Source organism: Opitutia bacterium ISCC 52 (assembly GCA_014529675.2).
GTDB lineage: Bacteria > Verrucomicrobiota > Verrucomicrobiia > Opitutales > UBA2995 > UBA2995.
In genome coordinates this window covers 833424-847689 of sequence record CP076040.1, presented here as the reverse complement: position 1 = coordinate 847689, position 14266 = coordinate 833424, and the positions used below count along the sequence as shown (strand labels likewise).

11 protein-coding genes are annotated in these 14266 nt (G+C 48.9%); 2 read left to right on the top strand and 9 right to left on the bottom strand.

Annotation, left to right across the window (positions count from 1 at the left end; genetic code table 11):
• Window positions 1–45: 45 nt before the first annotated feature.
• Window positions 46–1347, bottom strand: coding sequence for a hypothetical protein (locus GA003_03695; GenBank protein QXD29089.1), 1302 nt, complete (start codon window positions 1345–1347; stop codon window positions 46–48).
• Window positions 1340–2914, bottom strand: a complete 1575-nt coding sequence (locus tag GA003_03690; GenBank protein QXD29088.1) for a glycosyltransferase family 39 protein — start codon at window positions 2912–2914, stop codon at window positions 1340–1342. The genes GA003_03695 and GA003_03690 overlap by 8 nt, the downstream gene beginning before the upstream one ends.
• A 383-nt stretch (window positions 2915–3297) precedes the next feature.
• Here GA003_03690 and GA003_03685 point away from each other — a divergent pair, with 383 nt between their 5' ends.
• The gene (locus GA003_03685; protein QXD29087.1) at window positions 3298–3735 is read left to right on the top strand and encodes an acyltransferase domain-containing protein; all 438 of its coding nucleotides are present in this window, start codon (window positions 3298–3300) and stop codon (window positions 3733–3735) included.
• On the opposite strand, the gene GA003_03680 is transcribed toward GA003_03685, so the two are convergent.
• From GA003_03680 to GA003_03655, 6 genes are all read right to left on the bottom strand, one after another.
• On the bottom strand, window positions 3719–5320 hold the full coding sequence (locus GA003_03680) for a sulfatase (protein QXD29086.1): 1602 nt from the start codon (window positions 5318–5320) through the stop codon (window positions 3719–3721). The genes GA003_03685 and GA003_03680 overlap by 17 nt on opposite strands.
• A 74-nt stretch (window positions 5321–5394) precedes the next feature.
• On the bottom strand, window positions 5395–7047 hold the full coding sequence (locus tag GA003_03675; protein QXD29085.1) for an alpha/beta hydrolase fold domain-containing protein: 1653 nt from the start codon (window positions 7045–7047) through the stop codon (window positions 5395–5397).
• A 162-nt stretch (window positions 7048–7209) separates the two neighbouring features.
• Window positions 7210–7788, bottom strand: coding sequence for a hypothetical protein (locus GA003_03670; GenBank protein ID QXD29084.1), 579 nt, complete (start codon window positions 7786–7788; stop codon window positions 7210–7212).
• Between the two features lie 54 nt (window positions 7789–7842).
• Window positions 7843–8760, bottom strand: coding sequence for a hypothetical protein (locus GA003_03665; protein QXD29083.1), 918 nt, complete (start codon window positions 8758–8760; stop codon window positions 7843–7845).
• A gap of 606 nt (window positions 8761–9366) precedes the next feature.
• A complete protein-coding gene (locus GA003_03660) occupies window positions 9367–9858 on the bottom strand; it encodes an FKBP-type peptidyl-prolyl cis-trans isomerase (GenBank protein ID QXD29082.1) in 492 nt (163 codons plus the stop codon).
• 75 nt (window positions 9859–9933) lie between these two features.
• Window positions 9934–11511 carry an alkaline phosphatase D family protein gene (locus GA003_03655; GenBank protein QXD29081.1) on the bottom strand — a complete coding sequence of 526 codons (1578 nt, stop codon included), beginning with the start codon at window positions 11509–11511 and terminating at the stop codon, window positions 9934–9936.
• A 136-nt stretch (window positions 11512–11647) separates the two neighbouring features.
• On the opposite strand from GA003_03655, the gene pepF reads away from it, so the two are divergent.
• Window positions 11648–13531, top strand: coding sequence for an oligoendopeptidase F (gene pepF, locus GA003_03650; protein ID QXD30332.1), 1884 nt, complete (start codon window positions 11648–11650; stop codon window positions 13529–13531).
• Window positions 13532–13810: 279 nt separating this feature from the next.
• On the opposite strand, the gene GA003_03645 is transcribed toward pepF, so the two are convergent.
• The gene (locus GA003_03645; GenBank protein ID QXD29080.1) at window positions 13811–14248 is read right to left on the bottom strand and encodes a hypothetical protein; all 438 of its coding nucleotides are present in this window, start codon (window positions 14246–14248) and stop codon (window positions 13811–13813) included.
• Between the last annotated feature and the right edge of the window lie 18 nt (window positions 14249–14266).

The following is a 14266-nucleotide window of genomic DNA, read 5'->3' as shown; positions in this document are numbered from 1 at the left end:
GAGGACCAAAGAGGATATCCGAGCCATTCGATAAGAAGCTCCGGTTTATTTCTTTGCTATAAACCGAATTTGGAGAAGCGCGAACACCAAGACCATCACCACAGCTATCCATTTGACCGGAAGTTCGTTATCTTCGGCATTTACTTCCGGCACGGCTATATAGCGAAAGAGCACCAAGTGCTGCGGCACTCTCTCACCATTTACGATCGCTTGCGGTTCAGCCTCACCTGGCTCGAACCAAATAGTCGGAGAATTCGATCCCTTTCCATTTACGCCGGAGATGCTCAAAGTCGCTTCACCTAAATCGAAGGGAGAAAAGACAAAGATCCGCTCCGTTCCATCGACAATGGATTCGCTGTTAAAAACGACTCGATCGCTTTTGTCTCCCTGCGTAACTTCCAACTCGATCTTTGCTTTATTCTCTCGAAGAAAGGTTCCAAACATGAGCCCAAGACCAAGATCGCTACCGGCCATTTCAGATGTGATTTCGAAAGTCTGCTCTACAACGACTCCCTTACTCAGGGGAGCGATCGGAACACGGTCTTCAGAATACTCATCGTTAAGGGGGAGGAAATTCATCGGAACATCGGCCAGCAGAAATGAAAATAAAACGATTAAACCACCTGCGAGAAGGCTGACTGGCACAGAGATCAACAATCGTCTGTTATTATTGGACGCAAGTAGCGAAGATACTACCGGATTCAGCAGACTGAAGGATTCCTGCTCCACCAATCCTCGATAAATCACAGTCATCAAAACGGCAAAGAATACCAGAGACAGAAAAATTAAGCCTCCCACTCCAACCCGATTTAAAACCTCTTCCCGGTTAATGGTTCTGTTGGCGAACCAGACATCGACCCGACGATCACTCAGTTCACCATCCAAGAGCATGGCAGGCAGCTCAGAACTGTAACGACACCACACGGTTGCACTGTTGTGTTTAGGACCGAACTGACCTTCTATGGTTAAGCGTGCTTTGCCCGGTCGAAGATAGGGAAAGGAAACGTAGACTATCTCATTATCACGCAACTGACCGGAAAGAAGGGTATGTTCACCAACGAATTCCCCCTGCTCCATTTGAATGCGGATTTGGCCCAGATTCTTCCTTGAGTAAGTTGCAAACTGAAAGCCCAGGTGCAAAGAGTCATCCCCTGCATTTCCCGGAACATCAATCACTTGTTCAATCGTCACTCCATCAGACAACGGGCCAGCAACCACTGCGCTACCTTCCTCTACCTGCTTCCCAAGCGCATCTAGTTTAGACCCAATAAAGAGAAGCCCCAGGCATACCACCAAAAGTGTAAATGCCAGGAGAGCAGCGGGAAACAATTTCTTTGTATCAAACATCTCGATTCAAGAAGGGAACTATTTCATCCAACATGAGCCAGAATTCGGCAAGCACCATTAAGGTAGCGATTAAAATGAGAGCGTAATTTCGGTGGCGAAACTGTTGAAGCGCTGGAAGCACCCAGGCCATTAACAGAATGCCTATGGCAGCAAAATAGTATCTCCCATGCGTACCTCGAAGCGCACCCCCTTCGTTGCTGTAGGCGTGCATTTGGCGTATGACCATCATTAGAAAAAAGGCAGCTACCAGAATCGACTCCATTTGAATGCGATGGCGGTCACTTACAATGGGGTGTCGAGTCAACCAAAGACCAGGCACGCCTAAGACGAGGATATAGACCAACGAGAATACGGTTATGTACAACAGCCAGGTGACATAAAATGCCTCGTGAGGAAATAGAGACCCGAAATAAACACAGACCGTAACAAAAGAGGCTGCGATCAATGCCTGAGGCGCCCAATCCATTTTCTCCTTTCGAAAATGAGCATATAGTAAATGCAGGCTCAGTATGGCCAATCCCGCAAGTAGGGCTGCATACAAAAATTGATGCGAGGTTGGTAAATGCAAAGTCGCTAAAATCAAATCCTGCCCAGAACCATGCCAACCCCATATCCCCCAGAACGACCGAAAGCTATGAGTAAAAAATGGATACACACGAAAAAACTCTACCAGGCTGTAGTTGGTCGACAACTCAAACACTAAGTGATCCAAAGCTGTAGGCATTGGCTTGCCGGACAGAGTGATATTCCTGACGATCCAAATGCCCAAGGGCAGCCACCCAAGGGCTACGAATCCAAGGATCGGCTTCAACTGGAATCCTCGCTCTTGAACAAACCGCCAAAGCACCAAGGCCGAGACGGGAGCCATGATAAGCAGCAAGGTATATTTGGTGATTCCACAGAGCCCAATGGCTGCACCTGCCAAAAGAAGATTCTTGGCACTGGTTGTTTCGCTAAAGCACAACCATCGAATGGCGAGGGCCACGGATACCAATACAATCAAGGTATCATTATTGGCCCCGGCCGCGGTTTGGCTGATCAAGGGAATCGAACCCGCCATAACAGTTAGACAAAAGGCGAGGAGATCATTTTCCAGGAATCGTCGGGCCAATTGATTAACCAATACCAGAGCCACCACCATCAGTAGAGCATTACACACGCGAACCGCATACAAAGGGCCCTCAAAGCTATCGCCAAACAGAGACCCCACCCAGTAAGCCGGGACCATGAGTGTGTAGTAGAGAGGTGGGTGCTGGGCGATCCAGTTGAAATCCGCAGGCGGACCTGTTTCCCCCACCATAGAGCGCCACATTTCCTCATCCATTCTCGTCTCCTGAAAGAGTGGCAACCCTTCCCCGGACGCGATGTGCTTCACATAACCAAGATGCCCTATCTCGTCAGAAATATCCCAAGGCAAGGTTACGAATACAGCCAGGTACACCACTTTGAGAAAAAAGAGGATTAAGAAGGCAGGCAGGCACCAGACCACCCACTTATTCTGCTTGGACGAAGACAAGATCCCCCACGCTGTAAGCAAAGCCACGAAACGAAAAGGATTTTTCTTCATCCTTAGCTTCAAAATGCATTTCCCCCTTGGCCCAAGGTGACCCGTTAACTACTCAAACATGTGTAAATTAAGCGCGAGAAAATGACCTAGGAATTGCACTTGAAGTGATCTTCATTGTTTTGTGGATCCTTTCAGATAGGTTATTGAATCCCTTCTGACGAAAACATGTAGCACTAGCACCATGTCCCGACCTCCTATACAGTATTTATTTCCAGGCCATGGGTCAGAACGACCTTATATGGCTCGCGAGCTCTATGAAGGCATAGAGAGTTTTCAAAATGATATGGATCAGTGCTTTGATTGGGTGAAAACTTTCTCGGGTCTCGAGCTAAAACCTCATTTATTTTCCAGAAGGCCTTGAAGAAGCTTAGGCCCGCCACCAATTGTCTCAGACCATCGTGGCACAACCAGCTTTGTTCTCGGTTGAATATGCATTATCACGACTTCTGGCATCAATGGATATAAATCCAACTGCGATGCTCGGACACAGTGTAAGCGAATACGTAGCGGCATGTCTATCAGGCGTCTTTTCTCCAGAAGCTGCCATGCGAACCATCTGTAAACGAGGACAATTGGTTCAAAGCGTTCCTGAAGGATCGATGCTGGCCATCCGTCTTTCAGAGAACGATCTCCAAGCTTACCTGGATAACCAATTGGATCTCGGTTCTACGCTGGCCACGGAACATAGCGTCGCTTCCGGCGAACCTGAGGGCATTGCTCAACTCGAAACCCGGCTGAGGAAAAACGGCGCCGTTACCCAATTGAGCAACGGCGCATTAAATACTGAACAAGTAACTGCAACGTTTATCCGCGGTCCCTGACCTTATACTGCCACTCTTTGGGTTTTACCGAGATATCACTATCGTCCTCGTAATGCTGTTGGAGATCTTTCAGCTGCTTTTTATACGACTTCACACGAGAGGCGTATTCAGGATCATTGTATAAATTGACAAGTTCATCCTCGTCTTCCTTGAGGTCGTAGAACTCCCACTCATCGAACTCATAGAAGTGCATGAGCTTATAACGACCGGTTCGGATACCATAGTGGCGCGGCACCATATGCACACTTGGGTATTCGTAGTAGTGGTAATATATACTCTTCCGCCAATCGGCAGGTTTTTCACCATTGAGCAGTGGAACAATCGATACACCTTGAATATCATCAGGGATAGCTGCTCCAGCCACATCCAGGAAGGTGGGAGCGTAATCAATGTTTTGGATCATTTGGTGACTGCGTGAACCAGGTTTGATCTTTCCAGGCCACTTAATAATAAATGGCATCTTGAGTGATTCCTCATACATCCAACGCTTATCGAACCACCCGTGATCACCGATGTAGAAGCCTTGGTCAGATGAATAAATCACGATGGTGTTATCATCCAGGTCCAAGTCAGCAAGTGTCTGCTGCACACGAGCCACACTCTCATCGACTCCCGCCAGAGAGCGAAGATAGTTCTTGGCATACCGTTGATACTTCCAGCGAACAAGGTCCTTCCCTTTTAAGTTGGCTGCGTGCAAAGCGGCGTCACGAGGAGCATAAGCTGCACGCCAAACTTTCATTTGCTCAGGCGTCATCCGTTGCATGTTTCTCCAGGCAGACCTGTCAGCCGGTTGATTGGGAGTGGGATCTTCAAAGTCAGGAGTCAGGTCAACAAAGAGGTCAAAATTGAGATGCATATGACGATCGATTTCCAGCTCCTGATTGCGAGCAGCCGAAGCATTGTCCGACCAGTTATCGAACAGGGTATCCGGCTCGGGTAGTACCACATTGTCATAGAGATCAAGGTGACGGAGCGCAGGCATCCAATTGCGGTGAGGTGCCTTGTGCTGAACCATCAGCATGAAAGGTTTGTCGTCGTCGCGTTTTTCTTCGAGGAACTCGACAGCCATGTCCGTCACAAGATCCGTGCAATATCCTTCGACCGTGATGTTGCCTTCCGGAGTAATGAAGTCGGGGTTGTAATAAAGCCCTTGTCCCGGCAAGACCGCCCAGGAATCAAATCCCTGCGGTTTTCCTTTCAGATGAGATTTTCCATAAATCGCCGTCTGGTAGCCTGCCTTCTGCAGGAGCTTGGGAAAGGTCTGCTGATCCCAGTCGAAAGAATTCCCATTATTCATAAATCCATTTTTGTGACTGTGCTTACCGGTCTGGATGACGGCGCGACTGGGCCCACAAATGGAATTGGTGCAAAAGCTGTTTACAAACACCATGCCTTCGGCCGCCAACTTATCAATGGTCGGTGTAGCACGCACATCCTTCAACCATCCATCGTAGGCGCTAATGGAATGAGGAGCATGGTCATCGGTGAAGATAAATACTATATTCGGCCGATCATCAGCCGCGTGAAGTGAAACAAATCCAGCCAAGAGGCTGATCAAGGTAATCAGACGTGTGAGTGATTTCATAAGGTTTGTAGTAATAGACACAGAGAAAGAGTAAGACGAAGAGGGAGACAGATAGAAGACAAAACGAAAACGAGCTATCGCTTTTGTTTGAACATCCATTTCCAGAGCGAGGGCTCCCAATAGGCATTGAGCCAGGAGTTGTGCCCCACCCCCGGATACTCGATGTAGTCGACATCGCCTCCGGCGGCTTTAATGGCTGCAAACATATCGCGCGAATATTGCACGTCCACGGCCTGGTCCTCATCTCCGTGATAGACTCGTGTGGGAGTATCTTTAAAGCTGGCACCATCGGCTGGATCCCATCCTCCGCATACCGGTGCGGCGGCAGCCCAAAAGTCTGGCCTGGCTGATACGGCGCTGAATGTTCCCATACCACCCATGGAAAGACCGGTCACATACAAGCGACGCGTATCGATGGAGTTATTCGCAATCGTGTCATCGATCAACTCGTAGAGAATATCCTGAACACTGGGACGAGGAGTCCTTCCGCTTGCTCGTGAACGCTCAAGCAACCAATCTCCCTGCCCCCAGGTGTTTGGGCCAGGACATTGGGGAACCAAGTAGAAAGCATCGTATTTCCCATAGACATCGTCAGAGGCCAATCGAGCTGGAATACTCGCATCAACTACGTTGCGAATATTTGCCGGACCGCGTCCGCCACTGCCATGGAGAAAGACGACTAAGGGATATTTCTTTTTAGGGTTAAAATTCCTGGGTTTGAGGATCTGGTAATTCAAGGAATCACCAGACGAACCAGTGAAGCTGTGAGCCTCATAGTCTTTGTATTGATCTTGGCCGTTTTCCCAGAGGAGGTGGTTAATAAAGAATTCGACTTCGTTTTCGTAGTATCCCTCGAGCTTTTCCAGGGGAGGATAACTGAGTGTGGATTCGACTCCCGCGTTTCTTAGCTTTTCATCCATAGCGACACCGAAATTGACATGGTGAACCTTCCAGCCACCTGCCCGTCGCTCGTCGTCAGGGATTTGATCATCCGGCTTCATTCCATAGCGCATGTAGGTGGGAGGATCGTCCGAGCTGATATGGTTGATGACGGAGATTTCTTTGATCACGGCATCTAACGCGATTCCCGAAAGATCGGTGTATTCGCTTATCTTACGATGAGGTTCTTCATAGCCAGGAATGTTTTCTATCCACCAGTCTAAATCCATGGTCGCCTGTCCATTGAGAGGAGCCACGGCAGCCAAACGGGTGGATTGGCGAGCGATTGGATCCTCACTATCTGGATCTGCCATATCGTCGTGCCAGGCGAGATAGGCTACTAATTGGGCTCCTGCAGAACCCCCAAAGGCCCCGATCTTATTGCGATTTATTTTCCAATCTCTGGCCTTGGAGCGAATAAACTGAATCGCACGGACGGCATCATCATGAGCAGCGGGTAGCTTGGCTACATCCAGTAAGCGGTATTCGACGGATGCCACATGGATACCGTGCTCCAGGTAAGCTTTTACTTTGGCTGCGGCGATGCCGTTCTTGGAACCCCCACGAAACCCACCGCCGTGAATGTAGATGACAAGAGGTCCACTATTCCCCACTTCAGCCTGCCAAAAGTCCAGCACTTGGCTCGGATGATCACCATAGGCGGCATTGGCAAAGGTCGGCGTTGGGACTTGCGGGCGCTGACGCTGAGCCTGAGCCCAGGTTATAGAAAAACAAAGGACGAACAAGAGAGCTCCCAAAAACAGCTTCGGAAAAATATGGAAATTCATAGGGTAGAATGAAGTGAAAATAAGTAGCCTAAATACTGTTCCTCCGTTGAGAAAGGATATTTTAAGGTCTTCCCAGAATACGAAAGGAAACTACACCCGCAGTAGTCACGAAACAGGATCGCAATATTTGAAGGAGCAACTCTTAGCACAGCACTGCCTAAATCAGCCGCTGTGTAACTGGAACAACTTCTGACGATCTTCCCTAGTGTAAGTTTGATCCAATTGAATTTGAGCCCCGCCGAACATAAACTGAATCCTAGGCAGATCGTAGGTTTCTTTAACCGGGATCGGATCAAAAACGAGTCCTTCGTTTTGGAGAGAGCCTATTAGGACCTCTTCTTTAAAGGCCATGTGACTCATCCAAACGTCCTCCGTATCCGGGGAAACCGATCTAAATCCAGTTCCCCGTTCTTTTACGAACTTCAAAAACTCAGCTGGATAAATAACGCCCAATTCCGTATTTAAAAAGTTAAGCCGGTCAGGATGTGCGTCCTGACTCACATCCCAAAAATGTAAGGGATCAAAATGATACTTGTTGATGCCTATCCTTTTCGCGTCAAAACAATGAATCACGGATGGATGCTCCTGATGAGCTGTCATCAAACGGTCTAACCATTCCGATGGATACACCCTGTTATGATTTGCCGTAATCAATGGCTGGGAGGGATCGACCTCTGTTGAATTCAGATAGGCGAAGTAGCTGGTATGGGCTCCGTAGTCCTCACTGAAGATGATCTCCAATCCACGGTCTTGCAATCGCTTGAGTGCAGCAGGAATCTTACAAGTGCCGGCGATCTATAGAATTGCCCTGCCCGGCTTTCGAAGCCCTTGGGCAATGGACTCAATGGCGAGATAGAAATGTGAAATCTGGCTCGCATGAGCAGCTGAGGAAACCACAACTTCATTCGATGCATCACTGATCTTAGTCCGGGAAAATCGGTTGCAGAACCTCAACCTAAGTCGGTTACACCATGCAGACCATTGCCTTGGAAAGTTAATCAACTTAATTTTGATGCGACCGAGTTGAGCACGCAAGCGTTGGGTCATCGACCACCTACGACTGAAAAGGACGGCGCTCCCGGACATCTCTTGGTCCCTTCCTAAACGCATGGCATCCAATTCTTCTTCATCTACATGGGAAGCACATTCCTGGAAACGATTCAGGTCATAAAATTCCAGAACTCCGTGCTGATGAGTAGTCATCAGGATATGTTTGGCCTTATGGACGTGGAGTCCTTTTATTCCACCTTCTCTCGAAGCGAATCTGCCCTTATAAAAAGTATCGCGCTCCATAAGTAAAATTGGCCGGGATTTCAAACGCTGCCCTTTCCATCCATCGGATGGCATTTTAAAGGAATGCAAATAGGGGCTTGCCGCATCCGCGACATAAACATTGCCGTGCGCATCAAAATCCAGGCCATGAGGACACACCACACCTTGAAGCCTCGCCACGGCCGAAGTCGTACGGTTCAGGTCAGGAGTATTTTCAAAGATGAGAACTTCGCCTTCGGTGTTGTTACTCACGGCTATCCATTGGTGGTCAGCGCTAATACTAACGCCATCGGGGATTTGGAGCTCATTTTCTAACAACACCCCTTCATGTTCAATGAGAACAGACGGGCCCAGAGTAATCTTGTGAGCACTGACAAAGTGCCATTGATCGTTCGAAACCAGAATACGGTATTCGTTGCTGGAAACCTCATAGGCTGCCACAGAGCCAGGCGTCCTAACCTTGGTACTGAAAATGCCTCGACTCGAAATAAAAGCAATAGGGGGAATGGGTTCCCCTGAATTAGAAGCCTCCGGAATCCGAAAGACAGAAACATTCTCGGCCCTATTACAAACCACCAAGTGATCGTTGCCTAAACACGCAATACCATTAGGCTCATTCAAATTCTCAGAAACCAATACTCTGACACCTGTGATACGAATTTCGGGTGATGCGAAATCAATATCCAGAATGTATATCTTGTTTTCAAGAAAAGCGGCTAAAGCTATGCGTGCCTGATCAGCGGATAGGATAATGTCCTCCGTCCTACCTATCTGATTAATGGCCTGAAGAACTTCACTGAGGCTTGGTAGCTGAGTAAAGGGCTGTCTTGAAGAGTCGTGGACATGAGGAGCTTAAATTGTGTTCAGGGCGGGGGAAAAATTATCAGAATCCACAGTCAGTGTTTTCGAAAGCCATTAAAACTAGACAGCAGATTGATCGAATACACCGGTTATTGCTACCACAAAAATAATTAACGAAAAAATAATGCCTCCGCGAGCTGCCGATTCGCCAACCAAAAGACAGTCCCCAGACTGAGCGATAAACAGCTACTCAATCACATCGTGTATCTCTATCTCAAATATTAAAGTCGAATTCGGAGGCACAGCGCCTGGTGAACCTTTTTTCCCGTAAGCCATATGGCTGGGGATGTAGATCTTGGCGTGACCACCCATGCGAATTTGTTGAAGGCCTTCTGAAAAACCCTGGACGACTCCAGACACATTGAAGGTACCGGGTTTACCGCGTTTATAGGAACTATCAAAAAGGGTTCCATCGGTGAGCCATCCATTATAATCAATGACAACGGTATCTCGAGGCCCTGGCTTTCTGCCATAACCGACATTGAGCATTTCAATCTGCAGCCCACTCGGCAATTCAACCACCTCTTTCCGCTTTGCATTCTTGATCAGAAAGGGATCGGTGATTTTCGGTGTCTTTTGGACAGGGCGCCGAGCATCGGGATCGAATTGAAAGTTAAGCCCCTGACCATGAACGGACAGAGCGAGGATCAAACTCAATAGGCAAGCAAGACGGGTCATGACAGTTAATAGGCTTTGTGTTTTTTACTTGGGCTACAACTGAAAAATGGAAGGCAAAAGCTGCTACCCTTGCGTCTAAACTTTATTTAAAATCGAGCGCCCCGACTCAACTACAAAGCTGGCGCGTGTATTCAAGGGCGCATTGGGTCTGCTGACAAACGGCACGGTCCGATAATTGGTACGCCATTCCTTTTGGTTCACAGTACAAGAAACATAACCTCGCTCACCGTTGTGGTACTTAAGAAATGGATTCTCCGATAACAACTGATCGATGTTGTCGGGTTGATCGAAGCCATCGCCTGAGGATGAAATGGAAGTTCCGACAAACTCGGTGCCCACACTGCTGGAATCAAGATCGTTAAAATCGCGGAGCAATTCACAGGCATAATTCTTATGAATGTCTCCGGTCAGAACGACTGGGTTGGTAATTTGGGCTTCATTGAACCAATTTAATAAATCACGACGCTCCAATTCATAGGCTGCCCATTTATCCATACTAACCGCTACTCCAGGGCCTACCTGACGATCAAGATTTGCCATCATGACTTGTTGTGCGAGTACGTTCCATTGAGCAGCCGAATGTTCTAGCCCATTCATCAACCAGCTGCGCTGATGGACCCCCAAGATTGAGGTGCCTTCCTCATAGACGCCATCACAGGGAATCTTGTTTCCATCGCCACAGGGCTGGTCGCTGCGATATTGCCTGGTATCCAGGACAAAGAAATCGGCCAGATTTCCATAAGGAACTCGACGGTAGAGTGGCATATCTGGACCGTGAGGTAATTGAGCCGAGCGTAAAGGCATGTGCTCGTAGTAGGCTTTGTAGGCGTTGGCTCTTCTCTGAAGTAAACGAGCCGAACTCACTCCCTTATCCTGTGAAACGTCATCGGCGTAGTTGTTATCGACTTCATGGTCATCCCAGGTGACCAACCAGGGAGCGGCTGCATGAGCAGCCATCAAGGCAGGATCGGATTTGTACTGCGCGTAACGCGTACGGTAGTCATCCACCGTATAAATCTCATCCCCGTGATGTTTTCTGAAACGTCCGTCGGCACCTTTGCCTTCGTAAATATAATCACCCAAATGAATGATCAAATCCAAGTCCTCGCGCACCATGTGATCATAGGCGGTGTAATGTCCGGTCTCGTAATGCTGACAGGAAGCGAAGGCAAATCGGAGTTCGTCGGGGGTGGAATTAATGGGCGGAGCTGTGCGCGTGCGCCCTACCTGACTGGTTTCATTGCCGACTTTGAAGCGGTAGTAGTACCAGCGGCTTGGCTGAAGTCCCTGGAGCTCTACATGCACCGAGTGGCCCCAATCATGAACGGCGATTTTGGTGCCCTTCTGCACTACTTTTCTAAAATTATCATCAGCAGCAATCTCCCAGGATACTTCCACTGGCTCCATCGGCATGCCACCGCCATTCAATGGATCCGTAGCAAGCCGTGTCCATAGCACTACGCCGTCAGGAGACGGATCACCGGATGCGACTCCGAGTTGAAATGGATACGCCGATAATTTGGGGTTCCGCTGAACCGGTTGACCAGAAACCGATGACCAAGCGGCCGCCGCAGCCAACGAACCGGTTAAGCGAAAAAATTTCCGACGGTTAATTAAGGGAGTATCGGGAAGCGAATAATAGGAATAGGACATTCAGCTATTCTCACTTCACCAATGAAACAACTCAACAAGGAAAAGCTGAGACTGATTTTAAAAACCTCACCTACAAAAATGAACAAAGCTCATCTTGGACTTGTCATGCGTGAACAAATCCAAACACATTCAAAGCATGCGTCTGACTCAAATATTTCTAGTGAACACAATTTTCCTGCTCACCCTGTTTCTTGTATCTGACCTTCTGGCTGATAAGCACGAATCCAAAGAGGTAGACCCAGCTTCAGTCTGGGATCTTACCGAACTCTATCCAAACGACGAGACCTGGAATGCAGCGAGGGAGAGTGTGCTGGCTCAGCTGGACGATCTCAAGAGCCGCAAAGGTTCTCTAGCTGATGGCGCCACGAGTTTTTATGAAACACACCAACTGGTTTCTGACCTTTACCGCAAAGCCCTGCGCGTTTATTCCTACGCCAGTCTCAAGGCAGACGAGGACTTGGGGAATGCGCCTAATCAGGAGAAGGACCAACTCGCTCAACAAATGTTTAGCCGTGTAGCCGAGGCAGCATCCTGGATCGACCCAGAGATCCTTAAGCTTGGGGCCGACACCATTGCAGCCTATCAAGAGGAAGAGCCACGCCTTGCGCCCTTTGCTCATTCGCTACGTAATACGCTGAGAAATGCATCCCACACCCTGACCGACGAAGGCGAACAGCTTCTGGCTTCCGCCTCACAACCGCTTCAGGCTGGTTACAAGATCTATGGTCTGCTGGCTAATGCAGAAATTCCCTGGCCGGAAATTGAGCTTTCAACAGGCGACACGGTTACCATCAATAGCCAGGGCTATTCCACCCATCGCCAAAGCGAAGATCGGGACGATCGGAAGCAGGTCTTTGATGCCTATTGGGGAAAATGGGGAGAGTATGAAAACACCATTGGGATGACCCTCAATTCTCACCTGCAGGCCCAAGTCTTTTTATCCAAAGCCCGCAACTATGACAGCGTGCTGCAACGGGAACTGTTTCAGGATAATCTGCCGGAGGACATTTATAGAACCCTGGTGAAGGAGGTGAACAAATCCCTCCCTACCCTGCATCGTTATTTTAAACTACGTAAGCGCATGCTCGGTATCGACCAGATGCATTACTACGATATTTACCCACCTCTCGTGTCACTCGATCAGGAGTTTGATCTGGAACAAGCCAAGACCATGACCCTGGATGCCATGTCGATCTTCGGTGATGGCTGGGTGAACATGCAACGCGAAGCGATGGACAAGCGTTGGATGCACGTTTATCCGCAACCCGGCAAACGCTCGGGAGCCTATCAAAACGGTTCAGCCTATGACGTGCACCCTTACTTGTTGCTTAACTTTAATGGGACCTACGATGCAGTCTCTACCTTTGCTCATGAGTGGGGTCACGGCATGCACACGCTCTATGCCAAATCGGAACAACCCTTTGAAACGGCCGACTACTCAACCTTCATCGCAGAAATCCCGTCCACGTCTCTCGAATTACTCTTGGAGGAAAATACCATCCGGCAGGCCAAGAACGACAAAGAACGTCTCTCCTACCTGGGAAATGGATTGGAAGCCATGCGCGGAACCTTCTTCCGCCAAACCATGTTTGCTGAATTCGAGCTGTCGCTCTACGAAGCTATTGAACGCGGTGAAGCTCTATCGGGTGAGAAGATCACATCCATGTATGCCGAGATTGTTCGCCGCTACCATGGCCACGGTGAAGGCGTAGTTATTATTGACGACGCTTACACCCGCGAGTGGATGTTCATCCCTCACTTTTATTATAATATGTATGTCTACCAGTATGCCACCTCCAAGACAGCTGGGGCTGCTCTTTACGACAACATGTTAACCGAAGGACAACCAGCCATCGATCGATTTATCCGACTACTTAAAGACGGTGGTTCCGACTACCCACACGAATTACTCAAGAAAGCAGGCGTCGATCTCACTCAACCAGCACCCTACCGAGCGCTGGTTAAACGCATGGAGGAGACGATGGATCAGATGGAAGCCATTCTGGATAAGATGAACTGATAATGGCTCCACGTTGTTACCACCGCGACTACTTGAGAAAGGGAAACGAACCGTCATTCAAGAACTGAGGAAAGGTAGGGCCATTGCGTCCTCGCAATGCAGTCCTCTAGTTCAGCTGGGTTCTCCTCGGTGTCACCACCGTGGCTACATTAATAGTCCTCACCAGCTCAGCCAGTCGACGCCCATCTGATCCAACTTCGAGGTGGCAACCAGGAAGTGGGCGGAAATCCAATAAACATTCCAGTTTTCTACGTAGTCGCCACGGACACCGTCAAGGTCCTAATAGTCGTAATGTTGAGCGTAGTTGGTCTGGTGCATTTGTTCGCCCTGACTGCCTGACGGATCGATCAATTGGCCACAGGCAACCAACATGATGCGTGCGAGTCGCTGGTAATCTTTATTTCCAGTCAGCTCACCCAGTTTCCAAAACTCTGGTGTGCACAGCACTCCATACACATCGAGGTGCATGTTCTGGGCGGAAACGGTCGTCCATCCGCGGGTTTTGAAATTGTTATCGGTCAAACGGCCAGGCGGTAATTCAACATCCCACACATACACATAGCTCAGCACCACATCACCGGCGTGAATCGCCGCATCGAGGTAGGCTAGCTCTCCAGTCACATCGTACAAAGCCATAAATCCCTGGAGTGCAGCCCAGGCTCCTTCTTTGTCTTCGCAACGCGCATCGAGTGTGCCGCCCCAGTACGGTTCATCCATGGAGAGGTGACGGTTCCT